We start from the raw sequence: 15,439 nt of genomic DNA, 5'->3' as shown, positions 1-15,439 counted from the left end.
TTTTTGATTGGATTCAACCCCTCAATACATTCGCGCTCCTTCTACCCGCCCCCGCATCATGGTTCAAGAGTTTAGTTTTCAACCTGCAAACGATCGGATTCCGCCCCAAAATTTAGAAGCTGAAGAGTCAATTTTAGGCGGAATTTTGCTTGATCCTGAAGCGATTACGCGCGTGCTGGATATTCTGAAAACCGAGATGTTTTACAGTAGTGCGCATCAGGAGATTTATCGAGCATGTGTCGCACTGCATCAGCAGGGATCGCCGACCGATTTGATGAGTGTGACGACTTGGTTAATCGATCGAGAATTTTTAGACAAAGTGGGCGGGCAGTCAAAACTGGTGCAACTCGTCGATCGCACCGTGAGTGCTGTCAATATCGATCAATATGCACAGTTAGTGATTGATAAATATTTGCGGCGGCGGCTGATCAGTGCTGGACATCAGATTTCACATTTAGGGCATGAAACCTCGAAAGAGTTAGAAAAAATTCTCGATGAAGCTGAACAAAAGGTGTTTAGCATTACCCAAGTCAGACCGAATCAAGGGTTAGTTCCGACTTCGGATATTTTGACAAAGACATTCTCAGAAATTGAAGAACGATCGGCAGGCATGGCTCTACCGGGACTCGCTTCCGGTTTCTATGATCTCGATGGCAAAACTCAAGGCTTTCAGCGATCGGATCTGATCATCGTTGCAGGTCGCCCGTCAATGGGAAAAACGGCCTTCTGTCTGGGTTTGGGGCGAAATATTTCTGCTCAATACAAGCTTCCTGTCGCTGTCTTTAGCTTAGAAATGTCGAAAGAGCAGATCGTGCAGCGCTTACTCGCAAGTGAGGCAAGAATTGAGAGTGGAAGATTGAGATCGGGAAGAATTGCTCAACACGATTGGGAGCCTTTGAGCAATGCGATCGGGCAACTTTCCAATTTAAGAATTTTCATTGACGATACCCCCAATATCAGCGTTGTCGAAATGCGATCTCGCGCTCGTAAACTGCAAGCTGAGCAAGGCGGCGCACTCGGAATGATTCTCATTGACTACCTGCAACTGATGGAAGGGAATGGCAGTGAAAATCGCGTTCAAGAACTGTCTCGAATTACACGCGCCTTAAAAGGTCTTGCTCGTGAGTTGAACGTGCCCGTCATTGCGCTCTCGCAATTAAGTAGAAGTGTAGAAGCTCGCGCTGATAAACGCCCAATGATGTCAGATCTGCGCGAAAGTGGTTCGATCGAGCAAGATGCCGACCTTGTGATGATGCTTTACCGCGACGAATATTACAACCCAGACACCCCCGATCGCGGCATTGCAGAAGTGCTGATTACTAAACATCGCAACGGACCCACTGGAACGATCAAACTGCTCTTTGAGCCACAATTTACTAAGTTCTTGAATCTTGCGGTCTCGAATCGATCGACCTACGAATAAAACCCGCCAACTTACTGATTCAAATCCGTGAGAATCCAGTAAGATAAGTGACAGATTCGGAATCGCTATCACGCCTACCAATGGTTGAGTCAAGACTGATTACTGGTCAGCTTGTGGAACTCCCCAAGTATCGAGTTCGAGAAAGCATTAAAGCAAAACACGTCAGCCTAAAAATGACGGTGCAGGGCGGCTTAGAAGTCATCATTCCTCGCGGATTTGACCAAAGCCGTATCCCGGAAATTTTGCATACCAAACAAAGTTGGATCGAGCGCACGATTGGACGGCTCGAAGCCCAACGGCAGCAATTGTCGATCGACCCCTGCCCGCCTTTGCCAGAGCAAATGATCCTCAGAGCGATCGACCAAACTTGGGAGATTGACTATCAGCCAACTGGCTTCTCGCGGGTCACTCTGACTGAAAAGGGCAAATCCCGCCTGATCTTGCGCGGCAGTACTCACAACGAAGACCTCTGCAAAGCACTACTCCAACAGTGGCTCGCCCATAAAGCGTATCAGCGGCTCGTGCCCTGGCTCTGGTCAGTCAGCCAAGAGCTAGAACTTCCGTTTCACAAAGCCTCGATTCGCGGACAAAAAACTCTTTGGGCAAGCTGCTCGCAACAATACAACATCAGCTTGAACTACAAACTATTATTTTTGCCCCCGGCACTTGTGCGATATGTCTTTGTGCATGAGCTATGTCACACCATCCATCTCAATCACTCGCCGCGATTCTGGGCACTTGTACAGGAAAAAGATCCCACCTATAAAGCGATCGACCAAGAACTCCGACGCTCGAGTCACTATGTCCCCGGATGGTTAGAACCGAGTGGAATCAAGGAATAAGTCGCTCTTTTGATAGGGGATGAAACCGACTCGAACTTTATACGATGCGGAGGTTCTTCATCCCCGTCATCGAACATGACCGAACCCACTGAACGTCTGCCCAGTCCAACGAACGACACCCCTCCAAAGAAACAGAAGATTGTCAATCCCGATGATCTCGTTTACCGAGGTGGCACAGATGCCGATCCCAGAGAACTCGTTGAAAACCCCGCTGTCACGCCGGAAATGTTGAATGAACCCGGCGATCTTAGAGACGATTTGCTGGAAGAAGATTAACGCAACCATGACTTTAGACCTAGGTTTTGACAATAAGTGATCTCTATCACAGGAAGGATGAATCAAGCTTCATGATAAATTTACAGTTGGCTTCAGCCCGTAACTTTGCCGTGCTAGTTCATTTCGTGACGATCGCGCATTCACGCTAAGTAGAGATGCTCGCCCGTCTCCGCTTGGCAATATTGTTCCACGATCAACACTTTGAACTTCTGAATGCGCTGGCTTCTCAGATTGCTTGTTGTCTTATCTGGCGTGTAATGAAAGTAGCCCTAGTTCATGACTATCTAACGCAAAAAGGTGGTGCAGAGCGGGTCTTTGAGATGCTGTGCAAGCGCTATCCGGATGCAGATATCTTTACATCGCTATATGAGCCGGAAGCGTCGATCGACTTTGGCGATCGCGAAGTTTTCACAACCTATTTGCAAAAAATCCCCCAAGCCTCTCGCTACTTCAAACTGCTTGCCCCCCTTTATTACTCTGCATTTCGGGCACTCGATTTGCGCGAATATGACTTAATTATCAGCAGCACAACCAGCTTTGCAAAAGGTGTCATACCAAATTGAAAAAACAGAGTAACAAATGAGAGAATAGGTTCTGTCGGGTGGAGAAAAACAGCAATGGCAGGCGTGACTCGCATCAAAATTCAAGAAACAGTCGCAGAACTCGAAGCTCTGATTCAACAGCAATCGAATCCGAACCTAAAGGAGCGGTTGCAAGTGTTGTACTTGCTGAAGTTACCGAATGCTCTGAGCATTAGCGAGATTGCAAAAGTCGTCGGACGGAACCGTGGGAGTGTGCAACGCTGGTTGAAGCAGTACCGTAGCACTGGACTTGCCAGCTTGCTGGAGACCCGGCAAAGTCCAGGACGACCGCAAGTTATTCCGGCTTGGGCAGTCAAGAGCTTAAAGCAGCGCTTAGATGACCCTGAAACTGGCTTTGGAAGCTATACCCAAGTGCAGCAGTGGTTATCCGACAATTTGAACGTCCAAGCTGAGTATGCCACGGTGCATCATCTGGTGCGATATCGCTTGGGGGCAAAGTTGAAAGCCGCTCGTCCAGTTCATGCCAAGCAGAATCCCGAAGCCCTGGAGGCATTTAAGCAAACCTCAGCGATGACCTAATTCTGCTCAAGCAGTATGCGATGATCGCCAAACCGGAATTTAAGCGACTGCGCTACTTTGCTCAAGATGAAAGTCGGTTTGGCTTGAAAACGACCGTCGGACGGTTGATCACAAGCCTGGGAGTCAAACCGCTTGGCAGTTGGCAATGGCAGTTCAAAGCCTTCTGGATTTATGGAGCCGTGGAACCGACGACCGGAGAGCAGTTCTTCTTGCAATTTACGCATGTCGATAGTGACTGCTACCAGCTTTTTCTCGACCAGTTTTCTCAAGTCTATCCCGATAGTCTCAACATTCTCCAAGTGGATAACGGAGCCTTTCACAAAGCCAAAGACCTGATTCTTCCCGACAACATCATCTTGCTGTTTCAACCGCCGTATTGCCCGGAGTTAAATCCGATTGAGCGATTGTGGCAGCACTTGAAAAAGGATTTGCGTTGGGCATTGTTCAAAAATCTGACTCAGCTACAAACCAAGGTAGATGGACTGATTGCCGATTTAACGACTGAAACGGTTGCTTCTGTGACTGGTTTTAGCTTTATCGTAGATGCACTATCTGTCGCAGGAATTTTTTGATTTGGTATCAGAAAGCGCCCCGATGCAAAGCACATTTGTTTTTGTCATAACATCACGCGATTTCTCTGGGACACGAAGACCTATCTGCGCGAATACACCGCTTATCGCCGCTTTATGCCCGTCATTGAACAAATCTTTCGGGCAATGCGCAAGACCGACTTGACCTATGCACAAGAGCCGGATGTTTACATTGCCAACTCTCGAACTGTGGCACAGCGCATCGAGCAAATCTATCAGAAGCCAGCGCAAGTGATCAATTGCCCGATCGATACACAAAAGTTTGCGTTTTCTAGTCAGAAAGAAGACTTTTACCTCGCTTCGGCACGATTAGTCAGCTACAAACGCCTAGATGTTGTCGTTGAAGCTTTTAACTGGTTGGGGTGGAATTTATTGATTACGGGAGATGGACCTGAACGCGATACGCTAGAAGCACGTGCAATGCAGAATGTTCAATTTTTGGGGCATGTCAGTGATGCAGAACGCAGGCGGCTTTTGTCTAAATCTCGATCGGTGATTGTCATGGCATTGGAAGACTACGGACTCGTTCCCGTCGAAGCCAATGCGAGTGGAACTCCCGTCATTGCTTACGGGGAGGGCGGTGTGCTCGATACCCAAATCCCTGGGATCACCGGAGTCTTTTTCAATTCACAGACTCCTCACGCGTTGCATCGAGCGCTTTTGCAAGCTCGATCGATGGAATGGAACTATCAAACGATCCGAGACCATGCTGTGAGTCGGTTCTCAGAAGATGTTTTCTTTCAATCGGTCGATCAACTCATCTTAGACGTCTGTGGCACTGGGTAAGTCGGATCTGAGCGGTTTTTCTAGAGTTTGGAGTTTCCTGAGTTTTTGAATTTAATGGAGTACCGTAATCGTGGCGCAAAGCAATATCACCCTCTTCAATGCTTCTCCGCACGCTCAAGAACCTGATCCGGGGTATGGACAGCTGTTTGGCGTACTGCTCCGGCGAAAACTTTGGTTTCTCGGTGCATTAGCTGGAACTTTAGCATTGGCAGCAGGCGTGACTGCCGTCTTACCGCCGACGTACCGCAGCACGATGCAATTGATGGTGGAGTCGAACTATCGCGAGCGACGATCGCCCAATGATACTCGTCCTTCTTTTGCAGATCCCAACGTAGAAACTGATGCCGCAACTCAAGTGAACTTGATGCGGAGCGGTCAACTTTTACAGCGCGCAGTCGATCAGTTGAAACCTCGGTACAGCGATATTGATGTCGATCGGTTACGAAAACGCCTTAACATTGCCCAAGTTCAGGAGCTTCGCGGAAATGAGCGTGTGACGACAAATTTGGTCGAAGCCACTTACATCGACCACGATCGCATTAAGACGCGCGAAGTTCTCAAAGCTTTAGAGAAGGTTTATCAAGACTACAACCTTGAACAGCAGCGCAATCGGTTGACCAAGGGGTTGTCTTTCATCGATCGCCAGATTCCAGAGGTTCAAGCCAAAGTCAACCAAGCAGAGTCAGATCTCGAACGATTTCGCAGCACCTCGAATTTAGTTGATCCCGAAGTGCAAGCAAAATCGCTCGTCGATTCGTTGAAAGAACTCCAGCAAAACCAGCAAGAAAATCGAGGTCTGCTTGCGAGTTCACGGGCGAAATTTATTGCATTACAGCAGCAGTTACAGCGATCGCCCGGACAAGCAACCGTTGCTGCCCGACTGAGTCAATCGAAGCAGTATCAAGCGCTTCTGGCTGAGATTCAGAAGACTGAAGTGGAATTAGCTCAGATGCAAACCAAGTTTACTAGCAATACTCCACAAGTACAGCAACTTGCCGAACAGCGACAGCGACAAGTGTCTTTGCTGCAACAAGAAGCCCAACGAATTTTAGGTTCAGAAGCAGGCGCAGCATCGAGTGAAAGCCTGTTTGCAACCGGGCAGTTAGGCGAGAACGATTTGAAGTTTGCCAGCGACTTAACCGATGCCCAGGTTGAATTCTTTGGCGCCCGAGCGCGTGATCAAGAACTGGCGCGAACCGAGCAGCAGCTTCGAGGACAGCTTCAGCGATTCCCATCCTTGCTTGCTGAATACAATCGCTTGCAGCCGCTTGTGACTTTGAATCGCGACACCTTGGATGAATTACAAAAAGCTCGCCAGGACTTGAGCTTGGAGATCGCGCGAGGTGGCTTTGATTGGCAAATGGTCGAACAACCGAAGTTGGGCAGGCAAGTCGGTCCAAGCTGGATGAGAAATCTACTGATTGGCGCGGCGGGGGGCTTGATGCTCGGCTGTGTCGCAGCCTTCTTACGCGAGTCAGCTGATAAGTCGATTCGGACTTCTGAGGATCTCACCAAAGAAGCTTCGATTCCATTAATTGGCATGGTTCCAGAGCTACCTATGTCTGAACTGATGCCGACGACCCCCAATTTTGCCTTTAGTCGCAATGCGGTTGAAGAGAATTCCTCAATGCTGCAAGTTCTGCATTGGGCACCGTTTCGAGAATCATTAGATTTAATTTACAAGAATCTGCAATTGATGACTGATGGCGATCCGCTCAAGTCTTTGGTGGTCACTTCAGCGTTAGCGGGTGAAGGCAAGTCAACGGTGGCATTGGGTTTAGCGATTAGTGCAGCACGTCTGCATCAGCGAGTATTGCTGATCGATGCAGATTTGCGTCGCCCCGGATTGCATAAACAGTTGCAGTTGCCGAACGATCATGGATTATCCACTTTATTGACGAGCGATCGCGCAATCACTCAAGGTGCGATTCAGCCTGCAAGTACTTATAGTGATTTGCCGATTTCAGTGCTCACGGCGGGATCATCGCCTTCAGATTCCGTCAAGTTACTGAGTTCTAAGCGGATGCGTGACTTAATGACTCTGTTTGAGCAACATTACGATTTAGTGATCTTAGATGCGCCGCCTGTTCTTGGCATTGTCGATGCACTCCTTGCCTCTTCTTGTAGTGACGGAGTACTGCTGGTCGGGCGCATGGGGCATGTTCAGAAATCTGAAATTGCACAAGCTGTCGGAATGTTAAATCGTCTCAATCTTGTAGGGGTCGTCGCAAATTGTGCAGAAAGTGGCAATAGTTACTATTATCGCTCGAGCACAGCTTCAGTCTAATGAGACGTAAAAAACTAAGAACATTGAGTATTTTTTGAAGTGCTCAATGTTCTTTTTTTAATCTTGATTTTGTGACAGTCCAATTGGAATATGCCTTTGGTCATAGCCCGAAATCATTTAATTTGTTCTGAATAAATGGCATTCAGAACAATCAATAAATACAGAGATAAAAATGTGATTAATGCATCAATTCATCTCTGAGAAGCCAATCGGAAAAAGCATTTTAGTCAATTCAGGTATAGAAAATCACTAATAAGCTGATAGAGCAAATTCAAAAGTTGCTGAGAGAAATCTGCATAAATAAGATGAATTTAGACTGGTAATTTTTAGGAATCAGAAAACATAATGAATCATCCCTAAAGTAGATAAAACTCTCCCAAAACCTACTAAGATATAATGTGATTAATTATCTGAGTAGTAGAGGAAATGGCAGAGAAATTCTGAACGTTTCTGAGAGATTAATCGAATTGATACTAGATTGGCTTTCAAAGATTTGATCTGCATATCGCGAGTTTACCGGATGGCTCATGACAACTTTTGATCCGCTATTTTTGCAAGAAACGCAAAGCTCGACTTGGGAAAAGTCAGAGCTAGAAACCCTGCGGTGTTCTCTGTACTGGCGGCAACAGCAACTTTTAGTCTTGCAGCCTCCTGTATCAAAAGCTGGACAGAGCAGCGATCACACTCAGCGCGCTTCCTCAATTCGCCCACTTCGTGATCCAAACTGGCTTTCAGAATGCCTCAAGCGATCGACCGTACAACTTGTGCGAGCTGATCTCGACCTGGGAGAGCCTGCTCTTAAATCTTGGGCAGAAGCCTGTGAATCTTCTGGCAAAGCCCTGTATTTGCGACTTCCGAGTGCTGCGTATCTTCCCCACAAACACAGAGGCTGGCGTTGGGGTTGTAAGCGCGTTGCAGATTGGATATTAGCAGGAGTGGGTCTGATAGTGCTCAGTCCGATCTTGCTTGTCATTGCACTCGCGATCGCGCTGACCTCTCCCGGCTCGATTTTCTTTAGCCAGTGGCGAGTCGGAAAGCGAGGCAAGTTATTTCGAGTGCTGAAATTTCGCACCATGACGATAAATGCAGATCAGCAGCACCATCGAGTCATGGCGGATCAATCGATTCACTGTCTGCACAAGCGAGAAGACGATCCGAGAATTACCGCGATCGGGAAATGGCTGAGACGCTATAGCCTTGATGAGTTACCTCAGTTGATCAATGTACTCCGGGGTGAGATGAGTTTAGTTGGACCAAGACCTTGGGCGCTTTATGATGCAGTGCGGCTCAGTGCTGATATGCAATTGCGTTTGAATGCTCTCCCTGGAATGACTGGAGCTTGGCAAGTGAGTGGGCGATCGACTCAATTAGATCTAGAAACCGTGAGCCAACAGGACTTAGACTATCTGCACAATTGGTCATTTCGCGGTGATGTTCAAATCTTATTGCGGACACTTCCGAAGGTATTGTCTGGATTCGGAGCTTTTTAGGGGCTGTTGGCACTGTATCGCAAGTTTTCTGACCCATGTTAGATCTTTTATGAGGCTTATCCTGAATGCCTTGGGTTCCGCATTATCTCAGACGAGGCGCAAGACAATGGTTTGGGGCGACTCGGTTTTGGCAAGAAAATGAGTTTTTTATCCGAGAATTTCGTCACTTTCCCAACATCGCGATCGCTGCTATTTTGTTTGCACTTGGTTCAGCCGCGTTTGAGGGATTTGGATTTGGGTTTCTCCTCGCATTTTTGCAAAGCCTAGTTAGTCCAACGCTCGAACCGTTTCAAACCGGGATGCATTGGTTCGATGTTTGGATTTTGGGCATCGATCGCGATGCGACCGAACGGCTGCTGCGGGTTTCGGGTCTGATTTTATGTTCCGCTTGGGTACGGGCTGGATTTAATTATCTGACTCAGATTTATACTGAACTGACGCAGCAAACTTTAGTCGATCGCTTACGCACGCAAATTTTCGAGCAGCTGCAGTCGTTGAGTCTGAGCTATTTCAATCGTGTTTCGTCCGGTGATTTGGTCAATACATTAACGAATGAGATTGGCAGACTCAATTTTGCATTTACGCTCATCGCTTTTATTATCACAAAAGGATTAACTTTAACCGTCTACGCCGTGTTGCTTTTTACGATCTCATGGCAGTTGACGCTGACATCACTCGTCTTATTCACACTCGTTGCCGTCTGTTTGTCGAATGTGAATGAGCGCGTCCGCAACAGTAGTGTTGATGTTTCGCGCGCGAATGCCCAATTTACTTCAACGGCACTGGAATTTATCACAGGTATTCGCACCGTACAAGCGTTCGCGACCCAAGAGTATGAGCGCGATCGCTTCTATAAAGCTAGCTCCAACATTGTCAAAGCGGGCATGAAAGCGATTCGCCAATTTGCGATTGTGCGTCCCCTCGCTGAAGGATTAGCAACGACCGTTTTGATCAGCATGATTGTTTTAGCAATCACGATTTTTGTGAAGCAAGGGAGTTTACAAACTGCCTCTTTACTGACTTTTTTGTTTATCTTGTTTCGGCTCGTTCCAGCCATATATGAGATGAATACGAGCCGAGTGCAACTATTGTCAGCGACGGGCGCGATTCGGAATGTGCGGGAACTGTTAGCGCGAGAAGATAAACCGTATTTGCAAGAGGGCGATCGCATTTTTACAGGGTTGCATCAGTCGATCGAGTTCTTCACGGTTGATTTCGGATATGACGCAAATCATATCGTCCTTCGAGATGTCTCCCTCTCGATTCCGAAGGGAAAAGTGACGGCGATCGTGGGCGGATCGGGAGCAGGAAAAACAACGCTCGTCGATTTGATTCCCAGGTTTTACGATCCGAGTGCTGGCTATGTCTTGTTTGATGGCAAAGATGCGCGATCGTTTACTGTGAAATCGTTGCGGCAGAAGATTGCGATCGTCAGTCAAGATACCTTTATTTTCAATACGACCGTTCGGGAGAACATTGCTTATGGGTTAACCAACATGACTGACGAACAGATTTGGCAGGCTGCGGTGCAGGCGAATGCACTGGCATTTATCTTAGAAATGCCGGAGAAATTTGAGACGATTTTGGGCGATCGCGGTGTGCGATTATCTGGAGGACAGCGGCAAAGATTAGCGATCGCGCGGGCATTGCTCCGTGATCCAGAAATTTTGATCTTAGATGAAGCAACCAGTGCATTAGATTCTGAATCAGAGCAATTGATTCAACAGTCTCTAGAGCAATTGTCGAAAGGCAGAACCGTAATTACGATCGCGCATCGGTTATCGACGATTATGCGCGCGGATCAAGTAGTGGTGATGGAGCAGGGGCGGTTAGTCGAGCAAGGTCGATATCAGGAGTTGCTAGAGCGACAAGGGCGGCTTTGGCACTATCACCAAATTCAGCATGAAATGCGATCGAGTGAAAAGGCGTAGGGAGTGGAGAGAAAACATCATTAGGTTGCAAAACGGATGCATTTGATTGTTCTTGAAAATCACACAACGACTCAACGCGGCGGGCAGGAATTAAATCTACTCGAAATCTGTCGAGGGCTATTCCAACGCGGGCATCGGATTACTTTGCTGTATCTCAAACCGGGTGATCTACTTCCGCAGTATGCTTCATTTTGCGATCGCACCATTCCCATCTCTGCTTATGGTTTCGATTGGCGAAGCTTGAAGAGTATTCTGAAATTTCTTCCTAGCCTGATCCAACTTTGGCAAATTCCGAAGGCTAAAAATTCATTGATTTTTTGCAATGACTATCATTTTTCGTTATTTGCTTATGCTCTTTCTTCTTTTCGGCACATTCCTTATGTGTGCTATTTACAACTACCGCCGCTTAATCTCAATCATCAGCGAAAATTTGGATTGCGAGGCGTCGATCATTTTATTGCAGTTTCAGAACAAACCAAGCAAGATTGGGTCAGGTTTGGCATCAAAAGCGATCTAATTCATGTGGTCTACAATGGTGTCAATCTGAATCGATTTCAACCTGCTGAAAATTATATTTCTATCCAACAAAAACTAGGTATCACCGACAACACTAAAATCATCTCTTATATCGGTAGAATTGACCGTGAAAAAGGGCTAGAAACTCTGATCAAAGCAACAGCAGCTTTAATCAAGAAAGGAAAAAGAATTCAGACATTGATTGCAGGAAAACCTGTAACCCACTACAGTTTTTCCAAAGGGCACGAGTGTGAGGATGAAGGGATGAATTACCTCAGATCCCTGATCGAGTTAGCCGAAACATTCGGAATCCGCGATCGCGTGAAATTCCTGGGACATCTCACCGATCCTGTATCGCTTTATCAAGCCAGCGATGTGAATGTTTTACCGAGCATTTGGAACGAACCCTGTAGCTTAGGATTGTTTGAATCCTTAGCCTGTGGCGTTCCAAAAGTTGCCAGTCGAATTGGCGGAAATCCAGAAATTCTCACTCATGAATTTGCAGACTTATTATTTGAGCCAGGGAACGAGCAAGATTTAGCAGAAAAGCTCGATCGCATTTTAGATTGGCGAACCGAAGATCCGTCTTTAGGAAGTAGATGTCGGCAACATATCTCACAGTATTTTACGCATGAAAACATGGTGAACGGTATCGAAAAAAACCTATTTGATCTAACAAGCTGATCTAACAAACCCATGAGAACATTATTCACATTTCACTATCGCGCTGATCCAAACGCGGGAGGCCCAGGAGTTACTTGGCGATTGGGGCGAGAATATGAAAAATTAGGGCATGAAGTCGAGTTTTACTCGCTCGACGATTTACCCAAAAAATTACCACCTTTAGCGCGATTTATTTTATTTCCAGAATTCACTGCTGCAAAAATTCTCCACTCTCATCGCCATGCTGCGATCGATGTGATTGATGCGTCCACAGCAGATGCTTGGATCTGGGGACTCGGTTTACAAAAAATGCAAAAACAGCGCCCCCTTTTAGTGGCACGCTGCCACGGGTTAGAACACATAGAACACTTAGAATATCTCGAAGAATCGCAGCGAGGACATCTCAAACTTGAGTGGAAATATCCTTTATATCGAGGCAGTATTCGCCTTTGGGAAGTCGCAACTTCCATGCGACAGTCTGACCTCGTTTTATTGCTCAATCAACGCGATCGCGATTTCGTCGTCGAACAGTTAGGCGTTCATCCCGATCGGGCGCATATCGTCGCCAATGGCATTCCCGAAACGATGCTCAATCTACCCTTTGAGCCGACTCCAGCCGAGCATGAACCGATCCGAATTGCCCAAGTCAGTAGCTACATCGTGCGGAAAGGCATTCAATACGGAACCCCTGCACTGAATGCAATTCTCAAGCGCTATCCCAAAATAGAAGTTAGCTTATTTGGAACAGAATGCTCAGCCGATCAAGTTTATGCCGACTTTGATCCAGAGGTGCGCGATCGCGTCACGGTCATTCCCTACTACGAAAATCACAAACTGCCAGAACTGCTCAAAGGACATCACATTAAAGTTCTCCCAACGATTTCCGAAGGCTTTGGTGTTGCGCTTGTCGAAGCGATGGCATGTGGACTCGCACCCGTCACAACCACGGCTCCAGGTCCATTAGAAATCGTGCGCGATAGAGAAACCGGAATGATTGTACCCTGTCGCGATCGTGAAGCTTTTGAGCAAGCGATTGAAACCTTAATTCTCGATCGGGCTTTCCTCGATCGCTTACGACGCAACGCTTATCGATCGGCACAGCGATACAGTTGGCAAAACATTGCTCAGGATAATCTAAACTTCTATGAAATGGCGCAACGCATGAGGGCTTAGCTAATGTACACCGCTCAACCCCAACCTAAAACTCCGCAAGTCTCAGAGCCTTGGCTGATGATTGGTGCCCTTGTTGCCTTGACTGTACTATGTCTCGCTGCCAATGTTGGTTCAGTCCTTCGTTTTATTTTTCCTACTGGAAGCTTAGTTGTCGGAGCATTACTGTTCTTTCGATACCCGCTCTTTTATGTTGGGTTTACCTGGTGGTTGTGGTTCCTCACACCCTTGGTGCGGCGGATGATCGATTGGCAAGCGGGCTGGCTTGACCCCAATCCAGTGTTACTGGCACCCTTTCTCGTGTCATTTCTCGCGAGTTTGACCTTGCTCACTCAATTGCCAAAAGCAATTCGTGGGAATGGGTTACCGTTTGTACTTTCGGCGATCGCAGTTCTGTACGGAGCGTTTATCGGCTTGCTCAGTTTTCAACCGCAAACGGTGATTATCGCGCTGTTAAATTGGCTCACCCCAATTGTTTTTGGATACCACCTCTTTTCAAAGTGGCGACAATTTCCAGAACTCAAGCGAGTGACTGAGCGTACCTTTCTCTGGGGAACGATCGTGATGGGGAGCTATGGAATTATTCAGTTTTTGTTTGCGCCTCTGTGGGATCAGTTTTGGCTGCAAAATCTGATTGCAATCATGAAGATCTACTCGTTTGGAACTCCCGATCCGTTACGCATTCGAGTTTGGAGCACAATGCATTCGCCCCAACCCTTTGCCTGTATACTCGTTGCCTGCGTGCTGTTACTGTTTGCAATCAAAAATCCGCTCAAAATTGCGGCATCCGCTGTAGGCTATCTGACCTTACTTTTAACCTTGGCAAGAACAGCTTGGTTAAGTTGGTTTATCGGCTTAGTTGTGTTTATTCCATCCTTGAAACCGCGATTGCAGATGCGATTGATCGTCACCTTAATGGTGATGTCGCTGGTCATCTTGCCCTTAACGGCGATCGAGCCTTTCTCCACTGTGATCAGTTCACGGGTACAAACCTTGTTTCAAGGACAGCAAGACGGCAGCTTTGTCGATCGTAGTATTGGCTATACGAATTTGCTCAATGATGCACTCGTTGAAGTAGAAGGGCGCGGTATTGGCTATGTGATTCGAGACGCAAATATTGGGGGGAATGACAGTGGAATTCTCACCTTGCTTTTGAATCTCGGTTGGTTTGGCACGATTCCTTATGTTGCTGGATTAGTATTACTGATTTTTAGCATGATGCAAGGACGGGAAGCCGCGATCGATCCGTTTGTGGGAGCTTGCCGAGCGATCGTACTCGCGACCGTTTCGCAAATTAGCTTGAATACCGTCATGCTGGCTCCATTCGGATTAGTACTTTGGGGCTTTATTGGCTTAGCAGCAGCAGCTCGGCTCTACTATCTGCAACCCTTTCCTGCAACCGATCCTGAGCCGTCTATTCCTCAGTAAAGTACTTCTGTAACAGGAATTCCAAGCGTGTTTTCGCCTCTGCTGAAACCTGATCTTTTGGCGTTAAAATTGCATACTTCAATGCCGAATGGGCGTCAGACACAGGCGGATTTTTGCTCAATCGCCGCACCGTTTCTAAAATCACTTTTTGAGCATTCACTGCATTGCGTTGCAAATTTCCAATCACCATTTCGACGGTGACACTATCATGATCGGGATGCCAACAATCGTAATCGGTGACTAAAGCCAGCGTCGCATAAGCAATCTCCGCTTCGCGTGCTAATTTTGCTTCGGGTAAATTCGTCATGCCAATCACCGAAGCACCCCAACTCCGATGTAAATTCGATTCTGCTTTTGTTGAAAAGGCTGGTCCTTCCATGCACACATAAGTTCCCCCTCGATGCAGCGTTACGCCTTCAAGCTGCAAACTCTCAACTGCATCGCCTAACACTTTTGCCAACTGAAGACAGACTGGATCGCCAAAAGCAACGTGAGCGACAATGCCGTCTCCAAAGAATGTCCCCATTCGCCCAAAGGTACGATCGATAAACTGATCCGGAATGACCATATCCAACGGCTTCATTTCTGCTTGCAACGACCCAACCGCTGAAGCTGAAATCAGATACTCAACGCCCAGACTCTTCATCGCATAAATATTGGCGCGAAACGGTAATTCAGATGGCAATAAATGATGATTACGTCCATGCCGCGCTAGAAAAGCCACGCGGGTTCCTTCTAAAGTTCCCACAATGAGCGCATCCGACGGAGAGCCGAATGGCGTTTCGATCTGAATTTCTTCGATATCTTTGAGTGCCTCCATTTTGTAAAGACCACTGCCGCCGAGAATGCCGATTTTGACTTGAGACATATAACTTGTGCCGAAATTTTTACTCAGACTATGCGATCGCTCAACCCG

Annotated in this window: 14 protein-coding genes; 13 read left to right on the top strand and 1 reads right to left on the bottom strand. The window is 47.2% G+C overall.

The features are described 5' to 3' along the window. The first annotated feature begins 7 nt into the window (after positions 1-7). The 13 genes from dnaB to ACMUEV_RS01510 all read left to right on the top strand — a co-directional run bounded on the left by dnaB (position 8) and on the right by ACMUEV_RS01510 (position 14,523). The gene (gene dnaB / locus ACMUEV_RS01570; protein WP_415354728.1) at positions 8-1,423 is read left to right on the top strand and encodes a replicative DNA helicase; all 1,416 of its coding nucleotides are present in this window, start codon (positions 8-10) and stop codon (positions 1,421-1,423) included. Positions 1,424-1,503: 80 nt separating this feature from the next. Continuing rightward, a complete protein-coding gene (locus tag ACMUEV_RS01565) occupies positions 1,504-2,265 on the top strand; it encodes a M48 family metallopeptidase (RefSeq protein ID WP_017291055.1) in 762 nt (253 codons plus the stop codon). A gap of 75 nt (positions 2,266-2,340) precedes the next feature. Then, a complete protein-coding gene (locus ACMUEV_RS01560) occupies positions 2,341-2,541 on the top strand; it encodes a hypothetical protein (protein ID WP_017291056.1) in 201 nt (66 codons plus the stop codon). 257 nt (positions 2,542-2,798) lie between these two features. Beyond that, positions 2,799-3,104 carry a hypothetical protein gene (locus tag ACMUEV_RS01555; RefSeq protein WP_415354727.1) on the top strand — a complete coding sequence of 102 codons (306 nt, stop codon included), beginning with the start codon at positions 2,799-2,801 and terminating at the stop codon, positions 3,102-3,104. A 54-nt stretch (positions 3,105-3,158) separates the two neighbouring features. Beyond that, a complete protein-coding gene (locus ACMUEV_RS01550; protein ID WP_415354688.1) occupies positions 3,159-3,662 on the top strand; it encodes a helix-turn-helix domain-containing protein in 504 nt (167 codons plus the stop codon). 20 nt (positions 3,663-3,682) lie between these two features. Further along, positions 3,683-4,234: an IS630 family transposase gene (locus ACMUEV_RS01545; protein WP_415354687.1), complete on the top strand. Its 552-nt coding sequence runs from the start codon at positions 3,683-3,685 to the stop codon at positions 4,232-4,234. A 114-nt stretch (positions 4,235-4,348) separates the two neighbouring features. After that, positions 4,349-5,038, top strand: coding sequence for a glycosyltransferase (locus tag ACMUEV_RS01540; RefSeq protein WP_263972366.1), 690 nt, complete (start codon positions 4,349-4,351; stop codon positions 5,036-5,038). Between the two features lie 70 nt (positions 5,039-5,108). Continuing rightward, entirely contained in the window at positions 5,109-7,325 is a 2,217-nt protein-coding gene (locus ACMUEV_RS01535) for a polysaccharide biosynthesis tyrosine autokinase (protein WP_190649609.1), read from the top strand. A gap of 527 nt (positions 7,326-7,852) precedes the next feature. After that, entirely contained in the window at positions 7,853-8,815 is a 963-nt protein-coding gene (gene hepC / locus ACMUEV_RS01530; RefSeq protein ID WP_190649611.1) for a heterocyst development glycosyltransferase HepC, read from the top strand. 65 nt (positions 8,816-8,880) lie between these two features. Further along, positions 8,881-10,746 carry a heterocyst formation ABC transporter subunit HepA gene (gene hepA, locus ACMUEV_RS01525; protein ID WP_190649613.1) on the top strand — a complete coding sequence of 622 codons (1,866 nt, stop codon included), beginning with the start codon at positions 8,881-8,883 and terminating at the stop codon, positions 10,744-10,746. Between the two features lie 36 nt (positions 10,747-10,782). Then, complete coding sequence (locus ACMUEV_RS01520; protein WP_190649615.1) at positions 10,783-11,946, top strand: glycosyltransferase family 4 protein; 1,164 nt, start codon at positions 10,783-10,785, stop codon at positions 11,944-11,946. Between the two features lie 12 nt (positions 11,947-11,958). Then, positions 11,959-13,098: a glycosyltransferase family 4 protein gene (locus ACMUEV_RS01515; protein WP_190649617.1), complete on the top strand. Its 1,140-nt coding sequence runs from the start codon at positions 11,959-11,961 to the stop codon at positions 13,096-13,098. Positions 13,099-13,101: 3 nt separating this feature from the next. Beyond that, positions 13,102-14,523 carry an O-antigen ligase domain-containing protein gene (locus ACMUEV_RS01510; protein WP_190649618.1) on the top strand — a complete coding sequence of 474 codons (1,422 nt, stop codon included), beginning with the start codon at positions 13,102-13,104 and terminating at the stop codon, positions 14,521-14,523. Here ACMUEV_RS01510 and ACMUEV_RS01505 read toward each other — a convergent pair. Next, positions 14,510-15,391, bottom strand: coding sequence for an S-methyl-5'-thioadenosine phosphorylase (locus ACMUEV_RS01505; protein ID WP_190649621.1), 882 nt, complete (start codon positions 15,389-15,391; stop codon positions 14,510-14,512). The genes ACMUEV_RS01510 and ACMUEV_RS01505 overlap by 14 nt on opposite strands. Positions 15,392-15,439: the final 48 nt, after the last annotated feature.

The organism is Leptolyngbya sp. FACHB-1624 (assembly GCF_047649235.1).
GTDB lineage: Bacteria > Cyanobacteriota > Cyanobacteriia > Leptolyngbyales > Leptolyngbyaceae > Leptolyngbya > Leptolyngbya boryana.
Note: the sequence above shows the minus strand (reverse complement) of the source record. Positions and strands in the feature narration are given on the sequence as shown.